The organism is Streptococcus sp. 5004 (assembly GCF_013276755.1).
Taxonomy (GTDB): domain Bacteria; phylum Bacillota; class Bacilli; order Lactobacillales; family Streptococcaceae; genus Streptococcus.
On sequence record NZ_VMLP01000029.1, the window covers coordinates 1 to 19,439 of the forward strand.

Sequence of the window (19,439 nt, forward strand, 5' to 3'; positions counted from 1 at the left end):
ATCCTAAAAAAGTTAAGAGAACTCCGATTGAAGGAGGAAAAAGAGAAAGAAGAAAGACAGAAATTGTTCAAGAATTAATGACTGAGTTTTCGTTAGATATTCTTCTAAAAGTCATTAAACTAGCTCGTTCGACCTACTACTATCACTTGAAACAGCTAGATAAACCAGATAAGGACCGAGAGCTTAAAGCTGAAATTCAATTCATTTTTATCGAACACAAGGGAAATTATGGTTATCGTCGGGTTCATTTAGAACTAAGAAATCGTGGTTATATGGTAAACCAGAAAAGAGTTCAACGCTTGATGAAAGTACTCAATTTACAAGCTAAAATGCGACAGAAACGAAAATATTCTTCTCATAAAGGAGATGTTGGCAAGAAGGCAGAGAATCTCATTCAACGTCAATTTGAAGGCTCTAAAGTAATGGAAAAGTGCTACACAGATGTGACAGAATTTGCCATTCCAGCAAGTACTCAAAAGCTTTACTTATCACCAGTTTTAGATGGCTTTAATAGCGAAATTATCGCCTATAATCTTTCAACTTCACCCAACTTAGAACAAGCAAAAGCAATGTTGTAACAGGCATTCACAGAGAAACGCTACGAGAATACCTTTCTCCATAGTGACCAAGGCTGGCAATACCAACACGATTCTTATCATCAGTTTCTTGAGGGTAAGGGAATTCAAGCATCCATGTCACGTAAGGGTAACAGCCCAGACAACGGTATGATGGAGTCCTTCTTTGGGATTTTGAAATCGGAAATGTTTTACGGTTATGAGAAGTCGTTTCAGTCGCTTAAGCAATTGGAACAAGCCATTGTAGACTATATTGATTACTACAACAATAAACGAATTAAGGTAAAACTAAAAGGACTCAGTCCTGTGCAATACAGAACTAAATCCTTTGGATAAATTAATTGTCTAACTTTTTGGGGTCAGTACATACAACACCTGAATATTATGCGTTTTAATTTTTCTTCAATCCATTACAATAGACAAAGAAATCAATTTCTTATAAGTAAAGGAATTTGAAGATAGCTACTGCTGCAATAGGTGCTACTACTGGTACCCAAGAATACCACCATTTTGAATCGCCTTTATGCTCACCAAGAACTGATTTTGGAAGGAAAGCATGAAGGAGACGTGGTCCCAAGTCACGGGCTGGGTTCAAGGCAGGTCCTGTAGGTCCACCAAGTGATGTTACCAAAGCCATAACGAGGAATCCAAGTGCCAAGTGAGCCACAGAAAGTCCTGAAGCAGTGTGTGGAGCCACCTGTGCTTTAATAGCCAAGTCAGAGAAATCAACTGTTTGTCCTGCTTGTGTTGCCATTTGTTTCATGTATTGAAGCACTTCAGCACCAAAGAAGTTTTTAGTCAAACCAAGAGCTGCAAAGAACAAAACAAATGAACCAACAAACTCGTTAATCAAACCATTGACAGTTGCTGCATAGCAACTTTCTTTTGTACCATGGTCAATACTTGAAATAGTTGAGAAAGTTCCCAAGATGTTATTTGAGTTTTCAGTTTTCAAGTAGAATGGACGGTGTGTTGCCACAACTAAGGCTTGACCAAAGATAGCACCCAAAACTTGTGCGATGATATAAGGCGCAACTTGTGCCCAAGGGAAAAGACCGCTAACTGCAAGTCCTAGAGTGAAGGCAGGGTTGATGTGGTTTCCAGATACGTTACCAAACATTAATGCTGGGATCATAACCCCCATACCATAACCAACAGCGATAACGATCCAGCCACTTTGGTGACCTTTCGTACCTTTAAGTTCAACGTTGGCAACTGCACCATTTCCAAGAATGATCAAAATAGCAGTTCCCAAAAATTCAGTGGCATATTTAATTGCCCATGTGAAATCCATTTGATAGATTCTCCTTAAAATTTTTTAGATATCTTTTAGCAACTACTTTCCCGAAAGATTGTGACAGAAAACGATTCCAAAGCTTATAAAATAATCTTTGTTTTCAAGATATTCCCAGTTCATTCTGTTATCTGCGCTAATCTGATGTTTTTATATCAATTCCTCCTGATACATAGTATAGGGAATAAGAAGTATCTTTCCCATTCACAAATAAGAGTTTTGCTATGAAAACAAAACTCTATCCTTCTAATGATACAATCTTAACCTGATTTATATAAAAATTCTCGTCACATTGCCATAAAACCTCAGCCATATTTTTGGAGGAAATGGATTTATCGTGATCTGCTCTAATTGTGAGATTATAAGTACTTTCATTTCTGTCCATATCAATATTTAAATTATAAAATCCCTTCTGTTCAATGAGAATATTCAAGGTATATATGGGAGGTTTATTGGTTACAAATCCAGTCATTCTGATATAATAATGGGTATCGCTTTTCAAAAATTTGGAGCTGCTTTTCTGAACAGAGACTACAATTAGACTACAAAATAAGCCTAGAAAAGCAAAACCTGCTCCAATCGCCATTCCAATATCTGCAGTTGCCCAAATACCAGCTACTGTGGTGACAGCACTGATTTTTTATCCCTCATGAAAATAATACCACTAACAATCTGGACCGCAACCCTAGAAGTATCATCATTAGGCGTATCTAAAAAAGCTTCTTTTGATAAAATCATCATTAAATTTGCAGTTAAGACAACCAAAATATGAGTCTTTCTCCCAGCCCGCTTGTGCTTACACTTTCTTTCATAGCCAATTATAAAATCGGAAAAACAAGACAATAAAATGAGAATAATATGTCGGACTTCAATCAGTAGAGCTATCGTATCAAGCATTATTTCCCTCCTCTACCACTCATAATTTTATATTATAGTTCTAGTTAAAACTTTTTTCAAGAGAATATACTTATACTTCGAATTCAAACTGCGTCAACGTCGCCTTTCCATATATATGTGACTGACTTCGTCAGTCTTATTTACAACCTCAAAGCAGTGCTTTGAGCAGCCTGCGGCGAGCTTCCTAGTTTGCTCTTTGATTTTCATTGAGTATTAGTTAAAAACAATACATTTTAAAAATAAAAAACCGCAGTTATTGTCGAGTAATAACTTGCAGTTTTCTGTAATATATTAATTCTTACAATCTCTCAAACAGTTCTTGCATCTGCACATCATCTGGAACCAGTTTTAAGTAAGCTTGTGCATTGACTTTTGCTTCCTCAAAGTAGCCCAATTCACGCAAGAGATAGATATAGTGTTCCAGAAATTCGGGATTGTTCTTCAAATCTCCTGCCAACTCTTGGTAATGCTCATAGGCAGTATCCAAATCGTCCATTTCTTGATAGGAACGAGCAATCATCCACTTGGTCAAAGGATTTTCTGGCTCCTCACTTTGCAAGTCTATAATATCCTCATAACGCTCCTGCTCCAGATAAATAGTGGCTAAACGAAGCAAGATTTCTTCTGTATCCTCAGCGTCTGCTTTTGCAGTAAGGAGATAATTTTCTGCACCACTAGCATCATGCAATTCATAAGAGAATTGCGAAGCAGCTAGCAAGAGACGAGTTTCAAAGGGATTTTTCTCCAACCCTTGCTTAGCGATACGCAGGGCTTCTTGAACTTGATGTTCCTTATGTAAGGCCTGACTGTACCCATACTCATATCCTTCAAAATCAGGAGAAATGGTATCAAGCTGCTTAAAGTAGAGGGTGGCTTTTTGATATTCTTCTTGATCAAAGTAAAGACTGGCCAGCTCAAAAGCTGTTAGGTCATCGTATTCTAACTCCAGAGCTTTTTCTAAAAACTCAGTAGCCGTTTCAAATTTCCCTAACTGGGCATAGGCAAAGCCAATTCGTTGATAGGTAGAAATGCCTGTTTGCTCATAAATAGTACGATTATCTAACTGGGCATAGCCTTGAATAGCTTCTTGGTAATTTTCCAACTCACTATCCAACTCTGCTAAGCCCAATATCAAGAGAGGATCCTCTGAGTAAGTCAAGGCCTCCAATAATTTCTCACGCGCCACATCTGTCAAACCTTCCATCTGGTAAAGGTCTGCTTTTAGAGTCAAAGCCGAAACATACCAGTCACTGTCAGCTTGGATTTCCTCAAGGTAAGCGAAGGCTTCCTCGATTTGACCATCCTCGCTAGCAATTGCAGCTAGATTAAGATGAACCTCTGGAAAATCCTCTACGATTTTCAGGTAAATTTCCTTGGCCTGAGGATAGAAACCAATCCCTTCAAGATAAGTTGCCAACTCATACAGAAGATCACTTGAATCATTTTCTAAAGCTTTGGCGAAATAATGCTCAGCCTTAGTTAAATCTTGCTCCTCCAAAGCCTGTAACATCTGTTGACTATTGTTCACTCTTCCCTTCCTCTCCCTCTAGTTCATATAGGCCACTGACTACCTTATACCATTCAAAAATCGCTGAAATGACAACCTTAGCAGAGGCATAAACTGGAATACCGAGTAAGACTCCCCAAATACCAAACATAGATCCTGAAGTTAACAAAACAAAGAGAACATTAATGGGATGGATATTTAATTGACTTCCCAAAATCAATGGAGAGACAAAACGGCCTTCAATAGTTTGTTCTACGATAAAGACAATCACTACTTTTAAAAGCATGACTGGTCCAGCAATCAAGCCCAATACTAGGGCAGGAAGCATGGCTAGAAAGCTACCAAGATAAGGAACCAGATTTAAAATACCAGCAGTAACACCAAGCGTAACCGCATAGCGTAGACCGATAATCTTGAAGAAGATCATAAACATTACTGCTACAATAATAGCCACTGTCACTTGTCCTCGAACATAGTTGGACAACTGTTGATTCACATCTGATAAAACTTGTCCAACAGGTTCTTTCAATTTTCTTGGCATAAATTGGGTCAAATAGTTACGCAAGCCTTTCCCATCACGCAAGAGATAAAAGAGCATGAAAGGAACGATAATCAAGGCAACAATAACTTGAGATGCCCCGCTAATAAAGGCACTCACCCAGTTGACTGCCTGAGATGAAACCTTACTTGCCCAAACTGTAGCCTGGCTAGAGAAGTTTGTCAAAACTTGCTCTAACTGAGGTCTGAAATCATCTGGCAGGTGCTGGGCTACCAATCCATTAACAATCCTATCTATATCTTCTAAGTAAACAGGAACGTTTCTTGCAAAGGTCAAAACCTGACGTTGCAGATTTGGAATGGCGACTGCCAAGCCCCAAATGATAAAGAGAGCGATGATGACAAAGACAATAGTGATAGCTATGACGCGATTAACCTTATGCTTCTCCATCCAATCAACAATAGGATTCAGTAAATAGTATAGTAAACCAGACAGAATGACTGGCAACATCACAACCGCTAAAAAGTCCAAAACAGGTGAAAATAGAAAACTAATCTTACTTAAAATAAAAAGATTCAGTCCCAATAATAAGGTTACTAAAAATACCGTAATGGCCTTGTTATCTAAAAACCACTTAAAAAACCAAGATAGGCTAAAATGTTTCTCTTTTTGCTCCATAAATACTTCCTTTCTATCGTTCTCTCATTATACCATTTTTAAAGCAAAATAACTCTTTTTTAAAGTGCTTACATGGAGACAGCGACATAAAAAAATCCCCTCAACAGAGGAGATTCGATTAGTCTTGAATATGACGGTCTAAGTTCTTCTGATAATCAGCATTTGATTTGGCTTTTTCATCAGCAAATTTCTTACGGAACTCATCCATTTCTTTAGACGTTACAATCTTGTCTTGTAATTTTTGGTACTTGTAGCTGTGTTCACTTGTCTTATCACCTACCCAACCATCTGCACCGCTACCTGGAACTTTCTTCGTTATTAGCATTTGGGCACCATCTGAGTATACAGGAATAACCAAGGCACTATCTGTTAACCAAGCTTGAGCTTTAGCATATTTAGAATAACGTTTTTGCAGATCTGTTTTCTCACCACTAGCATCCGTAATTAACTCTTTAAACTTATCTAAACCAACAGCTTTGATTGCCGGATTATCTGTACCTGGTGCTACACCAAGTGCTCCTAGAAGAGTTGGGCCAGATGTTGGATCAAATACATCTAAATAGGTTGATGGATCTGCATAATCAGGACTCCAACCACTATTTACATTGATATCCCAATCAATATTGTCAGTTGATGTTGCAAATACTGTCATATTTCCCAATTCATCATCAGAAACTTGTTGAATGTCAATCACTATATTTTCAGAGCCTAAGGCTTCCTCAATGGATTGTTTATAAGATTGGGCTTGACGAATAAAATCTGTCTGAGTAGAGGAAACTGGAAGGTCTAAATGAACGGGGAACTGTACTCCATCGGCTTGAAGTGTTTTCTTAGCAACTTCAAATTTAGCTTTAGCCTTGTCTACATTATGAAGTGAATCTTGTGCATCATCAAGACTCACGTCTTTCCAAGCGCTATCCAACTTATCCAGTTCTGCCTTAGCTACTTGCCCAAACGACTGCTCTCCAACTTGGACAAATGTTGGAGGGGTAAAACTTGTACGTAATTTACGAGGTGCCACTTCGTCCCCAAATACTTGAGATACTGCAGCCGTACGATCTGCAGCGAAAGCCAAGGATTGACGGAAATCTTTATTCAACAAAGCCTTTTTAGTGGATGATTTTTCCGCATCACTTGTTTTAGCAGTATGGTTATAAGCTACACGATCAATATTAGTAGACATATAGAATACGCCACCTCTTTGTTGACCATATACAATATTATCCTTGTATTTTTCTTTTAGACGTTCATAATTGGCAGAATTTTTAAAGAGAGGAGCAGCTGGATAATGTCCCTCATCAAAACCACGTCCAAGAGAATCGGCATCCTGACCATCAAAGAACGACAATTTAATATCATCAATAAAGACATTTTGCTTATCCCAATAGTTTTGATTTTTGGTCATCTCAATAGAAGATTTAGATGTCAATCCCTTGAGGAGGTAGGCACCATTATAAAGAATGCTTGTTACATCAGTCGCCTTCCCAAAGTCATCTCCTTTAGAAGCCAAAAAGTCCTCGCTAATTGGGGCAAGAACGCCCATTGTTGTCTTGGAATTCCAGAAAGATTCTGGATGGTTCAAAGTGTAAACAACCGTATAATCATCTGTCGCTTTTACACCAACAGTAGAGAAATCTGTTGTTTTCCCATTTACATAGTCATCCAATCCTTTGATAGAATCCTGTACCAAATAGAGAGCCTGTGATTTCTTATCAGCTGCGTGCTTCAGACCAGTTACAAAGTCCTGAGCTTTGACTTCACCATACTCTTCGCCTTCATTGGTATACCATTTGACACCCTGACGGATTTTATAGGTATAAGTCAAACCATCTTTTGAAACAGTCCAATCTTCTGCAACTGATGGAATCAGATTTCCATATTGGTCATTTTCAAGTAGACCGTCAATAACGTTCCCTGTGACCTGTTTTGTACTCTTGTTACCAGAAACTGTATAATCCAGAGTCGTAGGGTCTGTAGAGAAGACATAGGTATAGGTAACAGGTTTAGTAGCATCTTTACCACCTGTTGAGCACGCTACTAGCATAGCCGCCGAGAGTATAGCTACACCAGCTGCTAGAAAAATTCGTTTTTTCATAGTAAGGACTCCTTTAAACATTTTATGAATTCATTATAGCACTTTTAAGAAGAAAAGTAAGGAAAACAATCTCAATATTATTATATTTTTCAAAAAAACAATCAATTATTTTTTTAAAGTGCTTACATCTAATTGGATGTCTTTAATTGACTTGTTTTTGTGATATAATAGTCTTATCTTTATATAGAGGTAACGTTATGAAAGAAACTGTTTATTTTGGAACTTACACACGTCGTACTTCCCAAGGGATTTACAAGGCTGACTTTGATACAGAAACTGGTCAGCTTTCAAACCTAGAACTTTTTGCAGCTGAGCCAAGTCCAACCTACCTTGCCTTTGACCAGCACCAACATTTATACACAGTTGGTAGTCAAGACGATAAGGGGGGCATTGCAGCCTATCAAACTGACGGGACTTTGTTAAATCATGTCGTTGAGGAGGGAGCTCCCCACTGTTATGTTGCCGTTGATGAAAAGCGTGATTTGGTTTACGCAGCCAACTACCACAAAGGACAGGTACTTGTTTATAAACGTCAGGAGGATGGTAGTCTTCTACTTAGTGATATGGATCAACACAGTGGCCAAGGTCCACATGAAAATCAAGCTTCCCCCCATGTTCACTATACAGATTTAACACCTGACCACTATCTAGTAACCTGCGACTTAGGAACTGACCAAGTTATTACTTATGACCTTGATCAAGAAGGGAAATTATCTAAGCTCTATACCTACAATAGTATTCCTGGAGCTGGTTCTCGTCATATTGTTTTCCATAACCACTATAAAATCGCTTATCTCATTTGTGAACTCAATAGCACTATCGAGGTTTTAATCTACGATGGCGTTGGCGAATTTGAACGTATGCAGGTCATTTCAACTTTACCAGAAGCTTACGAAGGCTTTAATGGAACCGCTGCTATTCGTCTCTCTAAAGACGGTAAATACCTCTACGCTTCTAACCGTGGCCATGATTCTATCGCAGTATATACCATCCTTGCGGATGGTAGCTTAGAATTGCTAGAAATCGTTCCAACGCATGGTCAGACCCCACGTGATTTTGATTTGACACCCGACCAAAAATTTCTCATTGCTGTCCACCAAGACTCTGACAATGCAACTATCTTTAAACGTAATTGTGACAATGGTCGTCTAGCAGAACTCTCCAACGACTTCCATGTTCCCGAAGCAGTCTGCATCCGTTTTGCTCCTTAATACTCTTCAAAAATCNNATCTGCAACCTCAAAACTGTGTTTTGAGCAACCTATGGCTAACTTCCTATGTTTGCTTTTTGATTTTTATTGAGTATAAAACACCATAAAAAATGAACTTGGTAACTCAAGTTCATTTTTTCTTATAGTCTTTTTCCGACATTGATACGATTAATAGCACGTTGCAAAGCAATCTTAGCACGACGCTCTTGATCAATCAAGTGTTTTTCGTGGGCTTCTTCGATTTCGCGCTCCGCACGAAGCTTGGCACGTTCTGCACGGCTAACATCGATATCACGAGCACGTTCTGCAGAATCCGCAACGATTGTAATGATATCATTGGCAATTTCAATAACGCCTCCGTTTACTGCAATCCAGTTCACGTGATCTTCATCATCAATACGTTTTACCTTTACTTCATCAACTGCTAAAACCGCAATCATATTTTCATGTCGTGGCAAGATCCCCATCTCACCATCCAGAGTTCGAACTGATACATAGCTGGCATGGTGATCATAGACGAGACCATCTGGTGTCACGATCTGGACAGTTAACTGAGCCATAGATCACCTCTTAAAATCCCATTTTTTCAGCTTTTGCAATCACATCTTCGATAGAACCTACACCACGGAAGGCATCTTCTGGCAAGTGGTCATGTTTACCATCAAGGATTTCCTTAAAGCCACGAACAGTTTCAGCAACTGGGACATAAGAACCTGGTTGACCAGTAAATTGTTCCGCAACGTTGAAGTTTTGCGACAAGAAGAACTGGATACGACGGGCACGAGCAACCAAGGTCTTTTCTTCATCAGAAAGCTCATCCATACCAAGGATAGCAATGATATCTTGCAATTCATGGTAACGTTGAAGGACACGTTTTACTTCAGCAGCAACTGCATAGTGCTCTTCTCCAACGATTTCAGGTGCCAAGGCACGTGAGCTTGAAGCAAGTGGGTCAACGGCTGGGTAAATACCCAATTGTACCAACTTACGTTCCAAGTTGGTTGTTGAATCCAAGTGAGCGAAGGCTGTTGCTGGCGCTGGGTCAGTATAGTCATCCGCTGGCACATAGATAGCCTGGATAGAGGTTACCGAACCCTTCTTAGTTGATGTGATACGTTCTTGCAATTGACCCATTTCCGTAGCAAGTGTTGGTTGGTAACCAACGGCTGATGGCATACGACCCAAGAGGGCAGATACTTCAGAACCAGCCTGAGTGAAACGGAAGATATTATCGATAAAGAGAAGCACATCTTGGCCTTCTACATCACGGAAGTATTCAGCGATTGTCAAACCAGTAAGGGCAACACGCATACGTGCTCCTGGTGGCTCATTCATCTGACCAAATACCATGGCTGTTTTCTCGATAACGCCTGATTCTTTCATTTCCCAGTAAAGATCGTTCCCTTCACGAGTACGTTCCCCAACACCAGTAAACACTGAAATACCACCGTGTTCTTGGGCAATGTTGTGAATCAATTCTTGGATCAAGACGGTTTTACCAACTCCGGCACCACCGAAAAGTCCAACCTTACCACCTTTTAGGTAAGGGGCAAGAAGGTCGATAACCTTAATCCCTGTTTCAAGGATTTCAGAAGAGGTAGACAATTCATCAAAAGTTGGAGCTTTTTTATGAATTGGCTGACGCTCTGCATCTTCTGTAAAAGGAGCTTCCAAGTCAATGGTATCTCCCAAAACGTTGAAGACACGTCCCAAAGTTTCTTTACCTACTGGTACAGAGATTGGACGACCTGTGTCCAATACTTCCATTCCACGAGTCAACCCATCTGTTGATTCCATGGCGATAGTACGGACCATACCATCTCCCAACTCCAAGGCTACTTCAAGGACGATTTTTGTTTTTCTTTCGTCATTTTTGTAGACGACAAGTGCATTGTTAATCTCAGGAAGTTTTTCCCCTGCTGCAAACAAGACGTCTACAACGGGTCCGATAACCTGAGCAATTTTACCTGAACTCATCTCCTTCTCCTATTCTATATAAGATACTGTCGGTTCCTAGTTCAACTAGGTCCTAAGTTCATTTTCATACGAGCTGGACTAGAGCCTATTCTAAGGCACTAGCTCCTGCTACGATTTCTGTAATTTCTTGTGTAATCGCCGCCTGTCTGGCACGGTTATACTGAATTGTCAAATCATTAATGACTTTCTTAGCATTATCTGTCGCTGTTTGCATGGCGGTCATACCCGCAGCATTTTCAGCTGTCTTAGCATCGATAATAGCCCCGTAAATCATACTTTCTGCAAACTGAGGCAACAACTGCTCCAAAATTTCTTCTCGGCTAGTTTCCAATTCAAAGGTCAAGCTGTAACTGTCATCCGCTTCATTTGGATCCAAGTCAACAATTGGAAGCATTTGTTCCACACGCATTTGACTGGTTAGCGTATTGACATGGTGGTTATAGCAGACATAGAGTTCATCAAAAAGTTCATTTTGGTACATTTCAACAGTTTTTGAAATAATCTTACGGACTTCATCAAAGCTAGGTTGGTCTGCCAAGCCACGTAGTTCATAAAGTGGTTGAATACCACGAGCCTTAAAGAAATCAGCTCCCATTCCACCAATACAGATCATTTCAAAACCTTTACCGTCTGGATGGTATTCTTCTTTCAACTCCATAACGGCTTTCAGAATAGAGGAATTATAACCTCCAACCAAACCGCGGTCTGAAGTGATAACGATATAGCCTGTCTTCTTCACAGGACGGCTAATCAGCATGGGATTGGTTGAGCCACCAGCTCCATTACCATGAAGAATATCTGTCAAAAGTTTACGAACTTTCTGAGCATAAACTTGGAAATTGCGAGCAGCTTCTTCAGAACGACCTAGCTTAGCAGCTGATACCATCTGCATGGCATTAGTGATTTGACTCGTATTTTTTGTTGAGGCGATTTTTGTTTTAATATCATTTAGAGATACTGCCATCTGACACCTCTATTCTTATTGGAAGCTGGTTTGATTGAGAAACTCTGTAATCGCAGCATCCAAGACTGCTTCTTCTGGCAAGTCTTTTGTATCACGAATGGTTTCTAAAATCTCTGGATGTTGAGCGTCAAAGAAGGCATGGAACTCTTCCTCGAAACGAACAATATCATCTACTGGAACAGTATCCAAGAAACCATGTGTCAAAGCATAGAGAATGGTTACTTGTTTCTCAACAGGTAATGGTTTGTGAACAGGTTGTTTCAAGACTTCAACTGTACGACGTCCACGGTTCAACTTAGCCTGTGTTGCCGCATCCAAGTCAGAACCAAACTTAGTGAAGGCTTCCAACTCACGGTATGAAGCAAGGTCGATACGAAGTGTACCAGCAACCTTTTTCATGGCTTTGATTTGTGCAGAACCACCTACACGAGATACAGATGAACCTGCATCGATGGCTGGACGAATACCCGCATTGAAGAGACCATCACCAAGGAAGATTTGTCCATCAGTGATTGAAATCACGTTGGTTGCGATATAGGCTGAGATATCTCCTGCTTGGGTCTCGATAAACGGTAGGGCTGTAATTGATCCACCACCAAGTTCATCAGAAACTTTAGCTGAGCGCTCAAGCAAACGGCTGTGAAGGTAGAAAACATCCCCTGGGAAGGCTTCACGACCTGGAGGACGACGAAGCAAGAGTGACAGTTCACGATAAGCTACCGCTTGTTTTGATAAATCATCATAAACAATCAAAACATGTTTCCCTTGGTACATAAATTCTTCCGCCATGGCAACCCCAGCATAAGGAGCTAGGAAGAGCAATGGAGATGGTTGTGAAGCAGAGGCTGTCACAACGATTGTGTAATCCAAGGCACCGTACTGACGTAGTGTTTCTACTTGCGTACGAACTGTTGATTCTTTTTGTCCAATCGCAACATAGATACAGATCATATCTTGACCTTTTTGGTTCAAGATTGTATCAATCGCAATGGTTGTTTTCCCTGTCTGACGGTCCCCAATAATCAACTCACGTTGACCACGACCAATCGGTACAAGGGCGTCAATAGCTTTCAAACCAGTTTGCAATGGTTCTGATACAGACTTACGTTGCATAACACCAGGAGCTGGCGCTTCTACTGGACGAGTTTTATCAGTGTGGATTTCTCCAAGACCATCAACTGGACGACCAAGCGGATCCACAACACGACCAATCAGACTTTCACCTACTGGGACTTCCATGATTTTACCTGTACGGCGGATTGTATCGCCTTCACGGATATCTGTAAAGTCACCTAGGATGATAATACCAACGTCTGTTGACTCCAAGTTTTGAGCCATACCATAAGAGCCGTTTTCAAAAATCAACAACTCTCCACTCATGGCATTTTCAAGGCCATGAGCACGTGCGATACCATCCCCGATATAGGTTACAACACCTGTTTCAGTCACATCAAAATTGGGTTTGAAATTTTCAATTTGTTGCTTAATTAAAGCGCTGATTTCTTGTGCGTTAATTGCCAAAAGAACACCACTTTCTATTTCAAATTTTCTTTAACAACTTTAAGTTGTTGTTTAATACTCACATCAATTGTCTTGTGATTGGCAAAAATGACAAAACCACCAATGAGACTTTCATCGATTTGTTCTTTTACACTCCGCACTTTCAGAGACATTTTCTTCTCAATCAAAGGGAGCAAACGACTCTTTTGTTCATCCGTTAAAGGATGAGCAGCAGTAATCGTCACTTCAAATCGATTTGTTTCTTTTTCAAGTCGGTTCAAGCAATCTACAAGCACATCATAAAAAAGATTTGCTCTGTGATTGTAGGCCAGAACCTGGATAAAGTTTTGTATTAAAGGTGACACAGAGTCTTGAAAAAAAGCAATTGTTTTTTCCTTGTCAGACTCGTCTACTGCCACTTGTTTTAAAAAAGAAGGCAGACCTGTTTCTTCAGCAACTTGCTTGATTTGAGTCAAGTCTGAAAAGATACGGGCTTCTTCTCCTTTTTCAAGTACCAATTGGACAAAAGGCATGCTGTATTTTTCAATTACCTTTACTGTTTTCTTGTCCATTAAGCTTCTCCTAGCTGATCGATATACTGATCAATGAGTTCTTTATGGGCATGACCGTCAAGGTTTTGTGAGATGATTTTACCAGCTAGGCTGATGGTCAAATCTGCTACCTCACCCTTAACGCTTTGTAAAGCTTCAGCTTTGTTTTGAGCAATTTCTTGGTTTGCTTTTTCTTTTAAGCGTCCTGCTTCTAGTTTAGCATCTACTAAAATACTAGCCTTACTTTTCTCAGCTGTTGCTTTCGCATTCTCAATGATTGCCTTGGCTTCTTTACGGCTACCAGCCAATTCATCTTCGCGTTTTTGAGCCAATACTTCTGCTTTTTGACGGGCTTCTTCAGCACTGTCAATATCAGTAGCAATTTTTTCAGCTCTTTCTTCGAAAATGCCTGTAATATTAGACCATGCAAATTTTTTAATCAAGACTAGCAAAAGAATAAAAGAGCCAGTGATTAAAATAAAATTACCAATCAATTCACCTACTGTTACGTGCATCAGTTACTCCTTTCTATTCCTCTTCAATATTAATCTTATTCCCTAAATACACAGATGTCAAAAGAGTAAAGACATAAGCTTGGATGCAGGAAATAAAGACAGAAAATGCAGTCCAAGCCAAATTAGCTCCAAAGGCTACTGGATACCAATAAATAGCTTGGTGGGAAAGAAGAAGTAACAAACTCGTCATGACCTCTCCTGCAAAGATATTCCCAAAAATCCGCAAAGCCAAAGATAAGAAGTTTGTAAATTCTTCCAAGATATTCATCGGTATGACAAAAACAGGACTCATAAAAGATTTTATACTTTTTTTAAATCCACGACGACGAACGCTTTCTATATGTGTCAACAAAATGACAAGAAAAGATAAGGTTAAGTCATACTGTAAATTAGCGGTTGGCGAACTCCACCAGTTAGTCCCATCGATCGTTTGAAGCTTTGTCATTAAGCCAAGGTTATTGGCAATCACCATGAAAAGAAATAAACAAAGGAAAAAGAGTGAGTAATCTTTCATGTAGCGCGAACCAATGTTAGGTTCTGTAAATCCAATAACAAAGTCATAGACATACTCAAGTACATTTTGCTTTCCTTTGGGTTTCAAGGTCATATTGCGGCTTGCCCAATAAATAAAGACAAAAATAACTCCCACAATCAACAAGGTCATGGCTAACATAGTCAGATTGAAGATAACAGGACCAATAGAGATGATTGGATTAATACTTTCTTCCATCTAAAATCCTCCCTTTTCTTCTCGTTCCATGTATTTATTTGATAATAAATGAGAAGACAAGAGTTACAAAGAAAGTTCCTTCAATAAAGGCAACACCTAAAAACATCAAACTACGAAACTCAGAAAGCATATCTGGTTGGCGTGCTACTGATTTAAACAGTCCATTCATCAATAAACCTTCACCGACAGATACGCCCATACAGGCAATACATAAGCCTAAAAATGTTAAATTCATAACGAATTCTCCTTTAAAATAAAATTTACTTACTTAGTGTAGTCCTAAAATTTAAATTTGTCAACTTTTTTTGCACATTGGAAGCGTTTAATGAAAATTACTTCCATTTTCTTTCGTATTTCACTCTATTCTGAAAAACTTGTGTATATTTACTGAAGCTAGCAAGTCTTACCTGTAAATTTAATGAAAGCAACACAAAATCCGAGAGGGGAATCTCGGATTAAGGTCAATCTATTGTTAGTAGTTCTTATTTAATGTTTATTAAGCACGAACTGTGACGCTGGTTCCATCTTCCTTATAAAGATTGATAAGCCCCTCTTTAAGAGCTCGAACCATATCTCCTGCTTGCACAGGTTGTGGAACCTTGATTGTCAAGAGTTCCATTGGATTTGGAGCGCGATCGATCTTATTTCCTTTGGCATCGTGCAAATCTTCGATATACGTTTCAAAATGACGGAAACCTGGACCATAAAACTCAACTTGGTCGCCTTCGTTAATCACGTTCCGTTGACGAATAGTTGCTGTTTGTGTCGCCTCATCATAAGAAACTACCTCAGCGACAAACTTATACTCAGGAATTTTACGACGAGCACCAAACAACTGCTCATTTTCAGATGGTGTACCATAGTAGAAACCTGTTGCCAATTCACGTTGGGCAACCTTCCACATCTCGTCCACCAAGTCTTGTTTGATAGCTTCAAACTTTTCAGGACTTTCAAGATAGGCATCCACAGCCGCCTTGTAGCAGTTGGTTACTGTTGATACGTAGTGAATAGACTTCATACGTCCTTCGATTTTTAGACTGTCCACACCATTTTCAATCATATCTGGGATATGGTCAATCATAGACATATCAACGGCTGACATTGAAAATTCTTCTGGAATCTCACCCTTAAGGCTCTTACGTTCTTTCCCAAATGGCATATCGTAAAGGTCGTACTTCCAACGGCAAGACTGAGAGCAACCACCACGGTTAGCATCACGCATACTCATATGGTTTGAAAGAGTACAACGTCCAGAGTATGAAATACACATAGCTCCATGGACAAAGGCTTCAATTTCAACATCTGTACGTTTGCGGATTTCAGCTAATTCTTCCATTGAAACCTCACGCGCTAAAACGACACGAGTCAAACCCAGTTCTTTCCAGAACTCAAGAGTTTCATAGTTAGTGGCACTGGCTTGAGTAGAGAGATGGATTTCAAGACCTGGTGCTTCTGTCGCTGCAATCATAATCAAGGCTGGGTCAGATACGATAACTGCTGCAATGCCGATATCACGTAGTTTACGGAACCACTCACCAGCACCAGCTTCATTTCCTTCGTGCATAACCATATTGGCAGCTACATAGACCTTAGCTCCATACTTAGCCGCAAACTGCACGCCTTCTTCCATCTGTTCGAAAGTAAAGTTGCCTGCACGGCTACGAAGACCATAGGCCTGACCACCGATAAAGACAGCATCTGCCCCATACTGAACAGCTACTTTTAGCTTCTCTAAAGTCCCTGCAGGTGATAAAACCTCAGGACGTTTTAATGTTTTTGTCATGTTTTCTCCTATTTGCAATATAAAAGTTTGACGTTTTTCCTTCTCATTTTATAGTAAATAAGGGATAAAATCAAGCCTAGACGGATTGTTTTGACAATTCTAATCTTTTAAGCTGTGCATCATGACTGATAAACTGTCGAAAATTCACCCAGTTTTAACAAGTAGTCAAAAAGTCTAGAAAAGTAAAAACCAGTACCCAAAGATACTGGCTCATTAAACTACATAAATTAGTCCTTAGTTAACTACTCCCACTCAACTGTTGCAGGTGGTTTACTTGTAATATCATAGACGATACGGTTCACATGATCCACTTCATTTACGATACGTACTGAGATTTTTTGAAGGACTTCCCAAGGAATTTTGGCAAAGTCAGCAGTCATACCATCAATAGAGGTGATGGCACGGATTGCAATCGTGTAGTCATATGTACGACCATCACCCATAACACCAACTGAACGAACTCCTGTGTTAACAGTGAAGTATTGCCAGATATCGCGGTCAAGGCCAGCTTTAGCAATTTCCTCACGAAGAATAGCGTCTGACTCACGAACTGTTTCTAGTTTTTCTTCAGTGATTTCACCCATGACACGGATCGCAAGTCCTGGTCCTGGGAATGGTTGGCGCCATACGATATGGTCTGGCATACCAAGCTCTGTACCTAGGGCACGAACTTCGTCCTTATAAAGAGTGTTGAGTGGTTCGATGAGTTCAAACTGCATGTCTTCTGGAAGACCACCCACGTTGTGGTGTGACTTAATAGTTTGAGCTGTATCTGTACCAGACTCGATAACGTCTGTATATAAGGTCCCTTGAGCAAGGAATTTCACACCTTTGAGCTTGCTTGCTTCGTCATCGAATACATAGACAAACTCGTTACCGATGATTTTACGTTTTTGTTCAGGGTCAGAAACGCCAGCAAGTTTATCAAGGAAACGTTTAGCAGCGTCTGCTTTAACGATATTCAAACCAAACTTACCACCAAGCATGTCCATAACTTGGTCCGCTTCTCCTTTACGAAGAAGACCGTGGTCTACGAAGATACAGATCAATTGATCGCCAATCGCTTTTTGGAGAAGAACCCCAACGACAGATGAGTCTACCCCACCTGATAGACCAAGAAGGACACGTTTGTCACCGACTGTTTCACGGATTTTTTGAATCTGCATGTCAATGAAGTTATCCATTGTCCAGTCGCCTTTAGCCTTACAGATGTTAAGGGCAAAGTTACGAAGGATATCATTACCGTATACAGAATGACGAACTTCTGGGTGGAATTGGATACCGTAAATGTGTTTATCTGGATTTTCAATGGCTGCGTATGGACAGTCAGCTGAAGTTCCAGTACGAACGAAATCAGCAGGAATCTCTGTTACAGCATCACCATGACTCATCAATACAGTCTGTTCATCAGGTGTTGATTCAAAAAGAGCTGATGGTGTGTGAGTAAGAGTTGATTGACCATATTCACGATTTCCAGCATCACCTGCAGGAACAACTTTTCCTCCAAGTTTATGGGTCAATAACTGCATACCATAACAGATTCCCAAAATAGGAATTCCAAGTTCGAAGATTTCTGGGTCAATATCAAATGAACCATCTTCGTATACAGAGTTTGGACCGCCTGAAAGGATAATTCCTACAGGATTGATTTCACGAACTTCAGCAGCTGAAATTTTATGGCTCTTTAGTTCTGAAAAAACACCAATCTCACGGATACGGCGTGAAATCAGCTGGTTGTACTGGCTACCATAGTCCAATACGATGATTTTTTCGACATCTTTCAAATCAGTTGAAATGTTACTCATCTTTTTCCTTTCTCAAAAGAAATATCTTTTCCAATATTCTATCACAAATAAGACCTAATTACCAACTAAACAAGGCGAAGTTTGACTTTTTCTAGTTTATTGGGGTACAATAGAGAAAAGATAGAAATGAAGAGAAAAATATGCTACCTGCTTATATGAAAATCCACGATCAGATTAAAAAGGATATTGACGAACATCGTTGGGCTATTGGGGAGAGGCTTCCCAGTGAACGAGATTTAGCAGAGCAGTTTGCAGTCAGCCGCATGACCCTCCGCCAAGCCGTATCTCTATTAGTCGAAGAAGGTGTTTTAGAGCGTCGTGTAGGAAGCGGCACTTTTGTTTCCAGTACACGTGTACAGGAAAAGATGCGAGGGACAACCAGTTTTACTGAAATTGTTAAGTCCCAAGGTAAAGTTCCCTCTAGCCAGCTCATTTCCTACAGAAAAACCATTCCCAATGAGCAAGAAGTTGCTAAGTTAGGAATTTCTCCAACCGAAAACATTATCCGAATGGAACGTGTTCGCTATGCCGACAAAGTTCCTCTGGTTTATGAGGTTGCTTCTATTCCTGAAAAATTCATTAAGGACTTTAAAAAGGAAGAAATCACCAGTCATTTCTTCCAAACTTTGCAAAAACATGGCTACCGCATCGGTAAATCACAGCAGACTATTTATGCTCGCCTTGCTAAAGAAAAGATTGCCCACTATTTGGAAGTTGAAAAAGGACATGCTATTCTTGGTCTGACTCAGGTTTCCTACCTAGAAGATGGTACTGCATTTGAATACGTAAAAAGTCAGTATGTAGGCGAACGTTTTGAATTTTATCTTGAAAACAATTAATACTCTTCGAAAATCAAATT

At 39.9% G+C, this 19,439-nt stretch carries 18 protein-coding genes and 1 pseudogene; 3 read left to right on the top strand and 16 right to left on the bottom strand.

The features are described 5' to 3' along the window. A pseudogene (locus tag HT685_RS09020) lies at positions 1-911 on the top strand (IS3 family transposase); the annotation flags it as partial. Positions 912-1,011: 100 nt separating this feature from the next. On the opposite strand, the gene gla reads toward HT685_RS09020, so the two are convergent. The 6 genes from gla to HT685_RS09045 all read right to left on the bottom strand — a co-directional run bounded on the left by gla (position 1,012) and on the right by HT685_RS09045 (position 7,545). Next, positions 1,012-1,869 carry an aquaglyceroporin Gla gene (gene gla / locus HT685_RS09025; RefSeq protein ID WP_173226509.1) on the bottom strand — a complete coding sequence of 286 codons (858 nt, stop codon included), beginning with the start codon at positions 1,867-1,869 and terminating at the stop codon, positions 1,012-1,014. A 238-nt stretch (positions 1,870-2,107) separates the two neighbouring features. Beyond that, positions 2,108-2,455 carry a hypothetical protein gene (locus tag HT685_RS10230; protein ID WP_240146938.1) on the bottom strand — a complete coding sequence of 116 codons (348 nt, stop codon included), beginning with the start codon at positions 2,453-2,455 and terminating at the stop codon, positions 2,108-2,110. 29 nt (positions 2,456-2,484) lie between these two features. Next, positions 2,485-2,766: an MgtC/SapB family protein gene (locus HT685_RS10235; RefSeq protein ID WP_240148095.1), complete on the bottom strand. Its 282-nt coding sequence runs from the start codon at positions 2,764-2,766 to the stop codon at positions 2,485-2,487. A 298-nt stretch (positions 2,767-3,064) separates the two neighbouring features. Further along, on the bottom strand, positions 3,065-4,294 hold the full coding sequence (locus HT685_RS09035) for a tetratricopeptide repeat protein (protein ID WP_173226507.1): 1,230 nt from the start codon (positions 4,292-4,294) through the stop codon (positions 3,065-3,067). Next, positions 4,284-5,450: an AI-2E family transporter gene (locus HT685_RS09040; RefSeq protein ID WP_173226505.1), complete on the bottom strand. Its 1,167-nt coding sequence runs from the start codon at positions 5,448-5,450 to the stop codon at positions 4,284-4,286. The genes HT685_RS09035 and HT685_RS09040 overlap by 11 nt, the downstream gene beginning before the upstream one ends. Positions 5,451-5,568: 118 nt before the next feature. Next, positions 5,569-7,545, bottom strand: a complete 1,977-nt coding sequence (locus HT685_RS09045; protein WP_173226503.1) for a peptide ABC transporter substrate-binding protein — start codon at positions 7,543-7,545, stop codon at positions 5,569-5,571. Positions 7,546-7,742: 197 nt separating this feature from the next. Between HT685_RS09045 and HT685_RS09050 the strand changes: the two genes are divergently transcribed. Then, complete coding sequence (locus tag HT685_RS09050) at positions 7,743-8,756, top strand: lactonase family protein (RefSeq protein ID WP_173226501.1); 1,014 nt, start codon at positions 7,743-7,745, stop codon at positions 8,754-8,756. 139 nt (positions 8,757-8,895) lie between these two features. On the opposite strand, the gene HT685_RS09055 is transcribed toward HT685_RS09050, so the two are convergent. The 10 genes from HT685_RS09055 to guaA form a co-directional block, all read right to left on the bottom strand. Continuing rightward, positions 8,896-9,315 carry a F0F1 ATP synthase subunit epsilon gene (locus HT685_RS09055; protein ID WP_042900827.1) on the bottom strand — a complete coding sequence of 140 codons (420 nt, stop codon included), beginning with the start codon at positions 9,313-9,315 and terminating at the stop codon, positions 8,896-8,898. 10 nt (positions 9,316-9,325) lie between these two features. After that, the gene (gene atpD / locus HT685_RS09060; protein ID WP_000094357.1) at positions 9,326-10,732 is read right to left on the bottom strand and encodes a F0F1 ATP synthase subunit beta; all 1,407 of its coding nucleotides are present in this window, start codon (positions 10,730-10,732) and stop codon (positions 9,326-9,328) included. 85 nt (positions 10,733-10,817) lie between these two features. Next, on the bottom strand, positions 10,818-11,696 hold the full coding sequence (locus HT685_RS09065; RefSeq protein WP_000301214.1) for a F0F1 ATP synthase subunit gamma: 879 nt from the start codon (positions 11,694-11,696) through the stop codon (positions 10,818-10,820). A 15-nt stretch (positions 11,697-11,711) separates the two neighbouring features. Then, positions 11,712-13,217, bottom strand: a complete 1,506-nt coding sequence (gene atpA / locus HT685_RS09070; protein ID WP_000996629.1) for a F0F1 ATP synthase subunit alpha — start codon at positions 13,215-13,217, stop codon at positions 11,712-11,714. Positions 13,218-13,231: 14 nt separating this feature from the next. After that, positions 13,232-13,768, bottom strand: a complete 537-nt coding sequence (locus tag HT685_RS09075) for a F0F1 ATP synthase subunit delta (RefSeq protein ID WP_173226499.1) — start codon at positions 13,766-13,768, stop codon at positions 13,232-13,234. Further along, on the bottom strand, positions 13,768-14,262 hold the full coding sequence (gene atpF, locus HT685_RS09080; protein WP_112444247.1) for a F0F1 ATP synthase subunit B: 495 nt from the start codon (positions 14,260-14,262) through the stop codon (positions 13,768-13,770). Before atpF ends, HT685_RS09075 begins: the two co-directional genes overlap by 1 nt. Before the next feature lie 13 nt (positions 14,263-14,275). Beyond that, positions 14,276-14,992, bottom strand: a complete 717-nt coding sequence (gene atpB, locus HT685_RS09085) for a F0F1 ATP synthase subunit A (protein ID WP_000392851.1) — start codon at positions 14,990-14,992, stop codon at positions 14,276-14,278. Between the two features lie 34 nt (positions 14,993-15,026). Beyond that, positions 15,027-15,227, bottom strand: coding sequence for a F0F1 ATP synthase subunit C (locus HT685_RS09090; RefSeq protein ID WP_001054562.1), 201 nt, complete (start codon positions 15,225-15,227; stop codon positions 15,027-15,029). Between the two features lie 261 nt (positions 15,228-15,488). Continuing rightward, complete coding sequence (locus tag HT685_RS09095; protein WP_173226497.1) at positions 15,489-16,775, bottom strand: U32 family peptidase; 1,287 nt, start codon at positions 16,773-16,775, stop codon at positions 15,489-15,491. A gap of 242 nt (positions 16,776-17,017) precedes the next feature. Beyond that, positions 17,018-18,580: a glutamine-hydrolyzing GMP synthase gene (guaA, locus tag HT685_RS09100; protein WP_173226495.1), complete on the bottom strand. Its 1,563-nt coding sequence runs from the start codon at positions 18,578-18,580 to the stop codon at positions 17,018-17,020. A 140-nt stretch (positions 18,581-18,720) separates the two neighbouring features. Here guaA and HT685_RS09105 point away from each other — a divergent pair, with 140 nt between their 5' ends. Beyond that, positions 18,721-19,419 (top strand): GntR family transcriptional regulator, encoded by a 699-nt coding sequence (locus HT685_RS09105; protein WP_057487639.1) that lies wholly within the window; start codon positions 18,721-18,723, stop codon positions 19,417-19,419. Positions 19,420-19,439: the final 20 nt, after the last annotated feature.

Excerpts from the sequence above, each read along its gene's own strand:
- gla (WP_173226509.1), bottom strand. The coding sequence starts at position 1,869 with ATGGATTTCACATGGGCAATTAAATATGCCACTGAATTTTTGGGAACT.
- HT685_RS10230 (WP_240146938.1), bottom strand. The coding sequence starts at position 2,455 with ATGGCGATTGGAGCAGGTTTTGCTTTTCTAGGCTTATTTTGTAGTCTA.
- HT685_RS10235 (WP_240148095.1), bottom strand. The coding sequence starts at position 2,766 with ATGCTTGATACGATAGCTCTACTGATTGAAGTCCGACATATTATTCTC.
- HT685_RS09040 (WP_173226505.1), bottom strand. The coding sequence starts at position 5,450 with ATGGAGCAAAAAGAGAAACATTTTAGCCTATCTTGGTTTTTTAAGTGG.
- HT685_RS09045 (WP_173226503.1), bottom strand. The coding sequence starts at position 7,545 with ATGAAAAAACGAATTTTTCTAGCAGCTGGTGTAGCTATACTCTCGGCG.
- HT685_RS09050 (WP_173226501.1), top strand. The coding sequence starts at position 7,743 with ATGAAAGAAACTGTTTATTTTGGAACTTACACACGTCGTACTTCCCAA.
- HT685_RS09055 (WP_042900827.1), bottom strand. The coding sequence starts at position 9,315 with ATGGCTCAGTTAACTGTCCAGATCGTGACACCAGATGGTCTCGTCTAT.
- atpD (WP_000094357.1), bottom strand. The coding sequence starts at position 10,732 with ATGAGTTCAGGTAAAATTGCTCAGGTTATCGGACCCGTTGTAGACGTC.
- HT685_RS09065 (WP_000301214.1), bottom strand. The coding sequence starts at position 11,696 with ATGGCAGTATCTCTAAATGATATTAAAACAAAAATCGCCTCAACAAAA.
- HT685_RS09075 (WP_173226499.1), bottom strand. The coding sequence starts at position 13,768 with ATGGACAAGAAAACAGTAAAGGTAATTGAAAAATACAGCATGCCTTTT.
- atpF (WP_112444247.1), bottom strand. The coding sequence starts at position 14,262 with ATGCACGTAACAGTAGGTGAATTGATTGGTAATTTTATTTTAATCACT.
- atpB (WP_000392851.1), bottom strand. The coding sequence starts at position 14,992 with ATGGAAGAAAGTATTAATCCAATCATCTCTATTGGTCCTGTTATCTTC.
- HT685_RS09090 (WP_001054562.1), bottom strand. The coding sequence starts at position 15,227 with ATGAATTTAACATTTTTAGGCTTATGTATTGCCTGTATGGGCGTATCT.
- HT685_RS09095 (WP_173226497.1), bottom strand. The coding sequence starts at position 16,775 with ATGACAAAAACATTAAAACGTCCTGAGGTTTTATCACCTGCAGGGACT.
- guaA (WP_173226495.1), bottom strand. The coding sequence starts at position 18,580 with ATGAGTAACATTTCAACTGATTTGAAAGATGTCGAAAAAATCATCGTA.
- HT685_RS09105 (WP_057487639.1), top strand. The coding sequence starts at position 18,721 with ATGCTACCTGCTTATATGAAAATCCACGATCAGATTAAAAAGGATATT.